Origin of the sequence: Mariniflexile sp. HMF6888 (assembly GCF_044335535.1) — a bacterium.
In the GTDB taxonomy this organism is placed as follows: domain Bacteria; phylum Bacteroidota; class Bacteroidia; order Flavobacteriales; family Flavobacteriaceae; genus Mariniflexile.
In genome coordinates this window covers 1,007,949-1,018,990 of sequence record NZ_JBIQVZ010000001.1, presented here as the reverse complement: position 1 = coordinate 1,018,990, position 11,042 = coordinate 1,007,949, and the positions used below count along the sequence as shown (strand labels likewise).

Here is an 11,042-nt window from a genome sequence, read left to right as displayed (position 1 = left end):
GAAAGGTCATATGGTATCGCCTTTTTATTTACTGTGGTTATTTAAAACGTTTGTTAATGGCGATTTCATAAAAAATATTTGGAACTGTTTTTATTAAACACTGTTAGCAAATCTAATTTTTTTTAGTTAAAGTAGCAATTAAATGCTTGTTATGAGCAAAATTAAAGATATAAAAGCATACAAATCGGTAGAACCAACTATAGTTACCATTGGTACTTTTGATGGGGTTCATGTTGGACATCAAAAAATAATTAAGCGATTAATTAATATTGGGAAACAAACCCATTTAAAATCTGTCATCCTTACTTTTTTTCCGCATCCACGCATGGTGTTACAAAAGGATTCTAGTATTAAGTTGATAAATACCATTAACGAACGTGGTGCTATTTTGGACGCCTTAGGTTTGGATTACTTGCTTGTTAAAAAGTTTACAAAAGCATTTTCTAGACTTTCTGCGGAAGATTTTGTTAAGAAAATTTTGGTAGATAAGTTAAATGCCAAAAAAGTAATTATTGGCTACGATCATAGATTTGGAAGAAATAGAAACGCTGATATTAATGATTTAAGGAAGTTTGGAGATTTATATGGTTTTGAGGTTGAAGAAATTTCAGCACAAGATATTAATGAGGTGTCTGTAAGCTCCACTAAAATTAGAAAGGCTTTAGAAGAAGGTGATATTGCCAAGGCAAACACATTTTTAGGTTATCCTTTTATGCTAACAGGAAAAGTGGTAAAAGGGAAAGCTTTGGGCAGACAGATTGATTATCCTACTGCAAACATCCAAATAGCTGAAGATTACAAATTAATACCGAAACACGGATCTTATGTCGTGAGTTCTGTTATTAATAACCAGGTTATTTATGGTATGATGAATATTGGTTTTAACCCTACCGTTGAAGGCCAAGAAGAAACCATTGAAGTGCATTTTTTCGACTTCAACAAAAATATTTATAACAAAACCATTCAAATAGATTTATTGCACCGGTTGCGTGATGAGCAAAAATTTGAATCCGTCGAGGCTTTAAAAAACCAATTATTAAAAGATAAAGAGGTGTCTTTTGCCTATATAAAATCGCATTTTAATTAGGTTTTCACGTTATACTGAACTCGTTTCAGCATCTCATAATCATTCAAAACCATAAATTTGATTTTACTTTCAAAAGACATCAAATTATAGTGGCAATTCATTAAATTTGTCGCTTAAATTTTCAAGACATGCTACAAGTCCCTTTTATTAGAGAAAACAAAAATTTGGTAATAACCCGATTAGCAAAACGAAATATAGATGCTACTGAAATAATTCATAACGTCATTTCTTTAGATGAAGAAAGAAGACGGATTCAAACCGAGTTGGATAACACCTTGGCAGAATCGAACACACTTTCAAAAGAAATTGGGAACTTATACAAATCAGGCGAAACACAAAAGGCCAATCTTTTAAAAGAAAAAACAAGTCAGTTAAAAGAAGTTTCAAAAGAATTAACAGAAGCACTTAATAATAAAGCAGAAGAATTAAGCCAATTACTTTATAAAATTCCGAATGTTCCAAACGAGATAGTGCCTAACGGAAATTCTGATACCGATAACTTAGAAGTTTACAAAGAAGGCAACATTCCTGTATTGCATGAAGGTGCTTTGCCTCATTGGGAATTAGCAAAAAAATACGACATCATCGATTTTGAATTAGGAAACAAAATAACAGGAGCAGGATTTCCTGTTTATAAAGGTAAAGGTGCTCGGTTACAACGTGCTTTAATAGCTTATTTTTTAGATAAGAATACCGCTGCGGGTTATACCGAATATCAATTGCCTCATTTGGTAAACGAAGCATCAGGTTTTGGAACCGGACAATTGCCAGATAAAGAAGGGCAAATGTACCATGTAACCGAAGACAACTTATATTTAATTCCAACTGCTGAGGTGCCTGGAACCAACATTTTTAGGGATGTGGTGGTGAACGAGAGCGAATTACCGATAGGTATTACAGGTTACACGCCCTGTTTTAGACGTGAAGCTGGAAGTTACGGAGCACATGTTCGCGGACTAAATAGATTGCACCAATTTGATAAAGTGGAGATTTTACGAGTTGAACATCCAACAAAATCTTATGAAGCGTTGGATGGTATGGTAGAACACGTAAAAACCATTTTGCAAGAGCTAAAATTACCATATAGAATATTAAGACTTTGTGGTGGCGATTTAGGGTTCACTTCGGCTTTGACATACGATTTTGAAGTGTTCTCAACCGCTCAAGACCGATGGTTGGAAATATCTTCAGTATCAAATTTTGAAACCTTTCAAGCAAACCGGTTGAAATTACGTTTTAAAAACAGCGAAGGTAAAAACGAACTGGCACATACACTAAATGGTAGTTCTTTAGCTTTACCTCGTGTTTTAGCAGGTATTTTAGAAAATTATCAAACAAAGGATGGTATTGTAATTCCTGAAGTTTTACAAGCATATACAGGTTTTAAAATTATTGATTAAAACAAAATAAATTTCTCAAAAAAAGAAACAAAAACTTACAACATTTTAATATTTTATTTAAAATAATCGACCAAGTGTGAAGTAGTAACGTTTTTTAGCAACTTTATTGCGTTTTCTTTTGCGTATCTAAAAAATATTTTCGAAGTTAGGGGCACCAAATCTATTAAACCTACTGACCATGAAAAATATTAAACGCTTAGTAATTTTAATTACACTAATTTTTTTCGCAGGTAAAGTATTATTTTCAGATTTTGAAATATCAAAATCTGAAAATAATGAAACTGCTATTGTAAGTAAATAGGGGTTTTATTCTTAATACAATCTTTATACAAAGACTGTCCCCAATCAGTATTACAACGTTTTTTATATTAACGGTAGTTAATGGAACTTTTATTTTGGTTGGTTAGTGCCCGAATTTTTATTCGGGCATTTTTTTTATAATTATATTAGCAGTAGCTACTCAGCTTATTTGTTGAACTCATCTTGACTTTTTTCAATTGGTTGCAAAATGAAAAAAGTCAAGATGAGTTCACTATCTTTACCACATGAAATCGCTATAATTAAGAAGTTTTTTTGTGAAAAATACCAACAAACAAAAACGATTGATTTATTCCAATGAAAAGTAAAATAATTTTTTATAAATGAAAATCCTATTTATTTTATGCTTTCTATTTAGTGCGTATGCATACTCACAAGACGACATATTGGCTAGAGATTACTATAAAAATGGAGATTTTGAAAAAGCACTATTTGAATATAAAAAGTTATACGCCCAATCGCCTTCAAACATTAATTATATTTTTCAAATAGTTAGTTCGCATCAAGAATTAGAGCAATATAATGAAGCACAATCATTTTTGTTAAAACTCATGGAACGTGTTAATTATCCAGTATTTATGGTGGAATTGGGCTATAATTACCAACTTAAAAACGATTTGGAAAATGCTAACATCAATTATAATAAAGCTCTGGCTAGCATTGATGAAAATCCTATTAACGTATCTTCCATTGCTAGAAGTTTTCAAAGCCATTCACTTATAAATGAAGCTATTATTGCGTATGAAAAAGCCATGAAACTAAAATCGGATTATAATTTTAATCTACAATTGGCACAGTTGTATGGAGAGCAGGGAAACATTGAAAAAATGTTTATTAGTTATGTTGATTTTGCCGAGTCCAATCCATTTTCATTACCTAATATTAAACGAGCTATAAGCGATTTTATAAGTGAAAATAGCGAGAATGAACACAATATTATTTTTAGAAAAATTTTGCTTAGAAAAGCACAACAAGAACCAAATATTATATGGAACGAGTTTTTAAGTTGGTTGTTTATTCAGCAAAACGATTTTAAAAAAGCATTTGCACAAGAGAAAGCTATTTTTAGTAGACAACCCGAAAGTTTAATCAGAATAGAAGAATTAGCAGATATTGCCTTTAGTAAAAACGAATTGGAAACCGCCAAAGAAATATATACATATATAACAACCAACTCGCAAGATTTAGATGTTTTATTGGAAGCGCACCATCATTTAATGCAATTGGAAATAAAGCAAAGTACGGAAGATAATTATAATGTTATTGATGCAAAATATATCGAGTTATTAAACAAATTTGGAACTTTTTCACAAACTTTAAAACTTCAAATTGCTTATGCACATTTTTTGGCTTTCAATAAAAGCGACCCGAAAAAAGCGACGTCTTTTCTGGAAAAAACATTACAGTTGCCATTAACTGAATTACAACAAGCCGAAGTGAAATTAGAATTGGGAGACATTTTGGTTTTACAAGAAAAGTTTAACGATGCTTTAATTTATTACACACAAATACAGCGAAATGTAAAAAACAGTACCGTATCACAAGAAGCACGATACAAAGTAGCCAAAACCAGTTATTATAAAGGCGATTTTAAATGGGCAGAATCACAACTTAAAGTACTAAAGGCTTCAACGTCGCAACTTATAGCCAATGATGCCTTAGATCTAAAACTGCTTATTTCCGATAATAAATATGAAGATTCACTTCAAACCGCTTTAAAAAGGTATGCAAAAGCCGATTTATTGTCGTTTCAAAACAAAAATAATGAAGCTATAGCCTTGTTAGACACTATTTTAAACGAACACAAAACCGAACCCATCATACCACAAGCCTTGTTTAAACAAGCGCAATTATTTGAAGAAAAAGCCCAATTTGATAAAGCCGAGGCCAATTACAATGCTATTATTACAAATTATGGAGAAGGTATTTTAGTTGATGATACCTATTTTAAGTTGGCAGAACTCTACGAAAATCAATTAAATCAGCCAGAAAAGGCAAAAGCACTATACGAAAAAATTATTTTTAACCATGCCGATAGTATTTATTTTGTAGAAGCAAGAAAGCGTTATAGAGCGTTACGAGGTGATGCTATTAATTAGATTTTAGACAATTAGATGGTTAGATTGCTAGATTATTAGAAGGTAGCCCAGAACCCAGAACCCAAAACCCAGAACCCAAAACCCAATACCCAGAACCCAATACCCAAAACCCAATGATCATATACAACGTAACTTCAAACATAGACGAAAGCATTCATCACCAATGGCTAACTTGGATGAAAGAAGAACATATTCCACAAGTATTAGCTACTGGAAAATTTGAAAAAGCAACGCTTACCAGAGTTTTGGTAGAAGAAGACATGGGAGGCGTTACCTATTCGGTGCAATACCGAACATCATCACGCGCAGCTTTAGAGGCATATTATAAAGAAGATGCACCAAAATTAAGAGGCGAAGCTCTTAAAAAATTTGCAGATAAAGTATTGGCGTTTAGAACTGAACTTGAAATTGTTGATGAATATTCAGTTACTTTTAAATGAAAAAAAGATAATAGAAAATAGGCAAGAGATAATAGAGATAAAAAAAGACAAAACAATCGTTGTCCTTCGCGAGTTATTCTTGTTATATTCGTACCATAACATAAAAAACGATTTACGGATTACGCTTTTTTTTAGCAAATAAACAAAACCCTAGACCTAATACCTAACACCCTAAAACCAACACCCAAAAACCCAACACCCTAAAACAAATGACAGTAAAGGCAAAAAAGCATTTAGGACAACACTTTTTAAACGATGAGGATATTGCGCAAAAAATTGCCGATACACTTACGTTAAAAGGCTATAAAACGGTTTTAGAGATTGGTCCGGGTATGGGCGTTCTAACTAAATATTTACTAAAGAAAGAAGTCACCACCCATGTTATTGAAATTGATACCGAATCGGTAGCCTATTTACAAGCCAATTATTTAAATCTGGCACCACGGATTATTGAAAAAGATTTTTTAAAATATGATTTAAACCAAATATTTAAAGGCGAGCCATTTGCTATTATTGGTAACTTTCCCTATAATATTTCAACCCAAATTGTTTTTAAAACTTTAGAGATGCGTGACCAAATTCCTGAGTTTTCGGGCATGTTCCAAAAAGAAGTGGCCGAACGTATTTGCTCAAAAGAAGGTAGTAAAGTGTATGGTATTTTGTCAGTGTTAGCACAAGCCTATTACGATGCCGAATATCTATTTACGGTGCCGCCAACAGTATTCAACCCGCCACCAAAAGTAGAATCGGGCGTGTTACGGCTCACAAGAAAAGAAGACTATTCTTTACCATGCGAAGATGCCTTATTCTTCAAAGTAGTGAAAACGGCATTTCAGCAACGAAGAAAAACACTTCGTAACAGTTTAAAAGCATTCAATTTAAGTGATAATTTAAGAGAAGGTAGTATCTTTGACAAACGTCCGGAACAATTAAATGTTCAGCAGTTTATAGAGCTCACACAGTTAATCGAAAAAGACATTTAAACATCGCATTTTGTCTGAAGAAATAGAAAACATACAATTTGAATTAACCGATGATTTAATAAATCAGGTAGAACGTCTTATAGAAGTAAATGATGATAAAGCACTTCAAAAACTTTTAAAAGACTTTCATTACGCCGATATTGCCGAAATTTTAGATGAATTAGATTTAGATGAGGCCGTATATATTATAAAGCTTCTAGATTCCGAAACCACTGCCGATATTTTAATGGAACTCGATGAAGACAATCGAGAAAAAGTATTAAGAAACCTATCTTCAAAAGAAATTGCCGATGAAATTGGTGAATTAGATACCGATGATGCTGCCGATATCATTTCTGAATTACCAGAAGAACGTAAGCGTGAGGTTATTTCACATATTGAAGACGAGGAACACAAGGCAGAAATTGAAGAATTACTGGCTTATGATGAAGATACGGCGGGTGGACTTATGGCAAAAGAGTTGGTTAAAGTCTATGAAACATGGACGGTTGCAGGCTGTTTGCGTCGCATAAGAGGACAAGCCAAAGAAGTAACCCGTGTCCATTCCATTTATGTGGTAGATAAGCAAAATAAATTGGTTGGGCGTCTATCATTAAAAGACCTTATTGTTGCTAAAAGTGATCAAAGAATAGCTGAATTATCTAACTCTAGCGTCGATTATGTAAATGTGCACGACGATGCCGAAGACGTTGCCAGAGTGATGCAGAAATACGATTTGGAAGCCATTCCAGTAGTAGACGATAACCAAATATTATTAGGTAGAATCACCATTGACGACATTGTAGACGTCATGAAAGAAGAAGCCGAGAAAGATTACCAATTAGCAGCAGGTATTACCGCCGATGTAGAGGCCGATGATAATATTTGGGAGCTTACCAAAGCCCGTTTGCCATGGCTGCTTATAGGTATGTTTGGAGGTATAGGGGCAGCAAGTATTATTAGCGGATTTAACGATGCCATGCTAAAGTTTCCAGCACTTTTAATGTTCATTCCGCTTATACAGGCAACCGCAGGAAATGTTGGTGTACAATCATCGGCTATCGTAGTGCAAGGTCTGGCAAACGATTCTATAGATGGTAGTGTTTTAAATAGACTTTTTAAAGAATTTCTATTAGGTTTAGTCAATGGGCTAGCCATTGCATGTATTGTATTACCTATAAGTCATTTTGCATTTGATACGACCTATTTAGAGTCTTTAACTATATGTGTAGCCTTAATTTCAGTCATTATAATGGCAGCGTTAATAGGCACATTCATCCCTATATTTTTAGACAAACGCGGTATTGACGCCGCCGTAGCCACAGGGCCATTCATTACCACAAGCAACGATGTGTTCGGTATTTTAATGTACTTTTTAATAGCCAAATTAATATTGGGCTTTTAAATAATTTGGGCGTTACCACAAGGGTCGCGCTTGGAGTTTATCTTGAGCGCAGTCGAAAGGTTACAAGTCCTCGCTCGTACCTCGCTGTGGGCTTTTCACTGCAAATGCGTAGCATTCACGATTTCATTAGTTTGAAATAGTTTGAAGAGCCATCCTTAACGCAAAATCAGCAAGGTAAAAAACGTCATGCTGAACTTGTTTCAGCATCACATAATAATTACATTTGATTTTTGAAATGGCATAACATGAAAATCCTTCACCTAGATACCAATCACGACCTTTTAATCAATCAACTAAATGATTTAGGATTTACCAACCATGAAGACTATAAATCTTCAAAAGAAGAAGTCGAAACCAAAATTTCAGATTATGATGGCATTATTTTAAGAAGCAGATTCACTATTGATAGACAATTTCTAGATGCTGCTACCAACTTAAAATTTATTGGTCGTGTAGGAGCTGGATTAGAAAATATAGATTGCCATTATGCCAATAAAAAGGGCGTCACATTAATAGCAGCACCCGAAGGCAATAGAAATGCCGTTGGCGAGCATGCTTTGGGCATGTTGCTATCTCTATTCAACAAACTAAATAAAGCCGATCAAGAAGTTAGAACAGGCAAATGGTTACGGGAAGCCAATCGAGGTATAGAACTCGACGGAAAGACCGTTGGTATTATTGGTTATGGCAACATGGGTAAAGCCTTTGCGAAAAAACTGCGTGGATTTGATGTTGCCGTACTGTGTTACGACATACAGGATCAGGTTGGCGATGCCAATGCAAAACAAGTGCCCCTAAAAGAATTTCAGGAAAAGGTAGATGTTGTAAGTTTACACACCCCACAAACGCCTTTAACGTTGAACATGATTAACGCCGATTTTATCAATCAATTTCAAAAACCGTTTTGGTTCATCAATACGGCACGTGGTAAAAGTGTCGTTACGGCAGATTTGGTCTCTGCATTAAAATCTGGAAAAATATTGGGTGCTGGGTTAGATGTTTTAGAATATGAAAAAGCATCTTTTGAAGATATGTTTACGACAACCATGCCCGAACCATTCCAATATTTAATAGCATCACAGAATGTTCTTTTAACACCGCATGTTGCTGGATGGACCGTTGAAAGCAAAGAAAAACTGGCACAAACCATTGTCGATAAGATTAAAGCGAAATTTTGTTAACTTTAAGGTTTTAAAGCAAACGAAGTGTCATATCAAGCAAATTTACCCGAAGATTACATCAATCAACTTCCTCAAGATAGGCAAGAACCCATTAAGAAGTTGAGAGAAATCATTAAAAATAAGATTCCAAAAGGATTTGAGGAAACTATGAGTTATGGTATGATTGGTTATGTAGTGCCTCACACCTTATATCCAGATGGGTATCATTGCACGCCAAAATTACCTTTGCCTTTTATGAGCATTGCTTCACAAAAAAAATCCATAAACATATATCATTCTGGGGTATACGCTAAAAAAGAATTATACGATTGGTTTGTAGCTGAATATCCTAAATATTGCAAGCGAAAACTAGACATGGGAAAAAGTTGCGTTCGTTTTAAGTACTTAGACGATATTCCGTATAAACTTATTGGTGAATTAGCTTCAAAGATAACTGTTGATGAATGGATCTCCATTTATGAACAAGCCATAAATAAACTATAAAATGAAAAACAGAGTTACAGGTATAGGTGGGTTGTTTTTTAAAACGAAAGACCCCAAGGAAACAAAAGATTGGTACAAAAAGCATTTAGGATTCAATACCGACGATTATGGCTGTACCTTTTGGTGGAAAGACAAAGAAGGGAGCAATTGTTCAACCCAATGGAGTCCGTTTGCTGAAGATACCAAATATTACGAGCCCTCAAAAAAAGACTTTATGTTTAATTATAGGGTTGAAAATTTAGTCGAATTAATAAAGGTTTTAAAAAGCGAAGGCGTTACGGTTGTTGGAGACATTGAAGAATACGAATACGGCAAATTTGGCTGGATTTTAGATAACGATGGCAATAAAATTGAACTTTGGGAACCCATAGACAGTGCTTTTTTGTAAACTTTAAGACCCAAGACCCAAGACCCAAGACCCAAGACCCAAGACCCAAGACCCAAGACCTAACAACTAACACCCATCAACCAATTTGACTTATTTCGAAATTCTACAATCATTTCATTTAACCGTATTGCAATGGACAGCTATTTGTTTTGCGGTTTTTTTATTGGGTTTATCAAAATCTGGTATAAAAGGCATTGGGATTATTATTGTTTTGATACTGGCTTTTGTTTTTGGTGAAAAAGCCTCCACAGGTATTTTGCTTCCTATGCTAATTTGTGCGGATATTTTTGCTGTGGTATATTATAACAAGCATGCGCAATGGTCCTATATAAAAAAATTATTGCCTGCTATGGTTATTGGGGTTTTAGTAGGCGTTTGGGTAGGTAATGATATTTCTGAAGTTGTTTTTAAACGCATTATGGCAGTCATCATTATTGGGTCTGTGCTCATTATGTTTTATATGGAAAACCGAAAGTCTACCACCGTGCCAACCAATAAATGGTTTTCTAATTCAGCGGGATTTCTGGCAGGTTTTACGACGATGGTTGGTAATTTGGCAGGTCCTATTTCCGATATTTATTTTCTTGCCATGCGTTTGCCCAAAAACGAATTTATTGGTACTGCAGCTTGGTTATTCTTTATAATAAATGTCTTTAAATTACCCTTTCATTTTTTTGTTTGGAAAACTGTTAGTGTAGAAACGTTGGTTTTGAATTCGATTCTAATACCCATGGTTATTTTGGGCTTTTTCTTGGGAGCTTATATTGTGAAACTCATTTCAAATGTTAATTACAGACGTTTTGTGCTCATAGTCACGGCTTTGGGAGGCATTATTATGTTAATTAGATAACATACGTTTTTAAAAACCAATCTATTTTTTTTATACCTTTAATTTTCTAACTAACACATATTATCATGTCTGACGAAAAAAATTTAAACGACGATTTAAAAGAAACAGCTTCGGAGTTTGCCAGTGGAGCTAAAGAGACATTTGCAAAAACAAGTGGCGAGAACAAAAAAATATTAGCAGGCGTATTAGCTATTTTTCTTGGTGCTTTAGGAGTTCATAAATTTATTTTAGGGTATACTAAAGAAGGTATAATTATACTTGTAATAACTTTAATCCTAGGAATTCTTACTTGCGGTATTGCCGGTTGGGTTATGGGGATTTTAGGTTTAATAGAAGGGATTATTTACCTAACTAAATCGGATGAAGAATTTTATAACACATACCAAATAGGCAATAAGCCTTGGTTTTAAAAGAATTTTTTGAAAGAGG

12 protein-coding genes are annotated in these 11,042 nt (G+C 34.1%); all 12 read left to right on the top strand.

Annotated elements, in window-relative coordinates; all coding sequences use genetic code 11:
• The first annotated feature begins 151 nt into the window (after window positions 1-151).
• Window positions 152-1,087, top strand: a complete 936-nt coding sequence (locus ACGLWY_RS04650; protein WP_396618488.1) for a bifunctional riboflavin kinase/FAD synthetase — start codon at window positions 152-154, stop codon at window positions 1,085-1,087.
• A 128-nt stretch (window positions 1,088-1,215) separates the two neighbouring features.
• Window positions 1,216-2,487, top strand: a complete 1,272-nt coding sequence (serS, locus tag ACGLWY_RS04645; protein WP_396618487.1) for a serine--tRNA ligase — start codon at window positions 1,216-1,218, stop codon at window positions 2,485-2,487.
• 178 nt (window positions 2,488-2,665) lie between these two features.
• On the top strand, window positions 2,666-2,788 hold the full coding sequence (locus ACGLWY_RS04640; RefSeq protein WP_257791458.1) for a hypothetical protein: 123 nt from the start codon (window positions 2,666-2,668) through the stop codon (window positions 2,786-2,788).
• Between the two features lie 340 nt (window positions 2,789-3,128).
• A complete protein-coding gene (locus tag ACGLWY_RS04635) occupies window positions 3,129-4,904 on the top strand; it encodes a tetratricopeptide repeat protein (protein ID WP_396618486.1) in 1,776 nt (591 codons plus the stop codon).
• Between the two features lie 113 nt (window positions 4,905-5,017).
• Window positions 5,018-5,344 (top strand): DUF4286 family protein, encoded by a 327-nt coding sequence (locus ACGLWY_RS04630; RefSeq protein WP_396618485.1) that lies wholly within the window; start codon window positions 5,018-5,020, stop codon window positions 5,342-5,344.
• Window positions 5,345-5,553: 209 nt separating this feature from the next.
• Window positions 5,554-6,327, top strand: coding sequence for a 16S rRNA (adenine(1518)-N(6)/adenine(1519)-N(6))-dimethyltransferase RsmA (rsmA, locus tag ACGLWY_RS04625; protein WP_396618484.1), 774 nt, complete (start codon window positions 5,554-5,556; stop codon window positions 6,325-6,327).
• Window positions 6,328-6,337: 10 nt separating this feature from the next.
• The gene (gene mgtE / locus ACGLWY_RS04620; RefSeq protein ID WP_396618483.1) at window positions 6,338-7,711 is read left to right on the top strand and encodes a magnesium transporter; all 1,374 of its coding nucleotides are present in this window, start codon (window positions 6,338-6,340) and stop codon (window positions 7,709-7,711) included.
• Between the two features lie 245 nt (window positions 7,712-7,956).
• Complete coding sequence (locus ACGLWY_RS04615) at window positions 7,957-8,892, top strand: 2-hydroxyacid dehydrogenase (protein ID WP_396618482.1); 936 nt, start codon at window positions 7,957-7,959, stop codon at window positions 8,890-8,892.
• Window positions 8,893-8,916: 24 nt separating this feature from the next.
• Window positions 8,917-9,375 (top strand): DUF1801 domain-containing protein, encoded by a 459-nt coding sequence (locus ACGLWY_RS04610; protein ID WP_396618481.1) that lies wholly within the window; start codon window positions 8,917-8,919, stop codon window positions 9,373-9,375.
• A gap of 1 nt (window position 9,376) precedes the next feature.
• Window positions 9,377-9,763: a VOC family protein gene (locus tag ACGLWY_RS04605; RefSeq protein ID WP_396618480.1), complete on the top strand. Its 387-nt coding sequence runs from the start codon at window positions 9,377-9,379 to the stop codon at window positions 9,761-9,763.
• An 85-nt stretch (window positions 9,764-9,848) separates the two neighbouring features.
• Window positions 9,849-10,613, top strand: coding sequence for a sulfite exporter TauE/SafE family protein (locus ACGLWY_RS04600; protein WP_396618479.1), 765 nt, complete (start codon window positions 9,849-9,851; stop codon window positions 10,611-10,613).
• Between the two features lie 65 nt (window positions 10,614-10,678).
• Window positions 10,679-11,023 carry a TM2 domain-containing protein gene (locus ACGLWY_RS04595; protein WP_396618478.1) on the top strand — a complete coding sequence of 115 codons (345 nt, stop codon included), beginning with the start codon at window positions 10,679-10,681 and terminating at the stop codon, window positions 11,021-11,023.
• The last annotated feature ends 19 nt before the right edge of the window (window positions 11,024-11,042 follow it).

Coding starts and splice junctions, on each gene's coding strand:
- ACGLWY_RS04650 (WP_396618488.1), top strand. CDS start 152: ATGAGCAAAATTAAAGATATAAAAGCATACAAATCGGTAGAACCAACT.
- serS (WP_396618487.1), top strand. CDS start 1,216: ATGCTACAAGTCCCTTTTATTAGAGAAAACAAAAATTTGGTAATAACC.
- ACGLWY_RS04640 (WP_257791458.1), top strand. CDS start 2,666: ATGAAAAATATTAAACGCTTAGTAATTTTAATTACACTAATTTTTTTC.
- ACGLWY_RS04635 (WP_396618486.1), top strand. CDS start 3,129: ATGAAAATCCTATTTATTTTATGCTTTCTATTTAGTGCGTATGCATAC.
- ACGLWY_RS04630 (WP_396618485.1), top strand. CDS start 5,018: ATGATCATATACAACGTAACTTCAAACATAGACGAAAGCATTCATCAC.
- rsmA (WP_396618484.1), top strand. CDS start 5,554: ATGACAGTAAAGGCAAAAAAGCATTTAGGACAACACTTTTTAAACGAT.
- ACGLWY_RS04615 (WP_396618482.1), top strand. CDS start 7,957: ATGAAAATCCTTCACCTAGATACCAATCACGACCTTTTAATCAATCAA.
- ACGLWY_RS04605 (WP_396618480.1), top strand. CDS start 9,377: ATGAAAAACAGAGTTACAGGTATAGGTGGGTTGTTTTTTAAAACGAAA.
- ACGLWY_RS04595 (WP_396618478.1), top strand. CDS start 10,679: ATGTCTGACGAAAAAAATTTAAACGACGATTTAAAAGAAACAGCTTCG.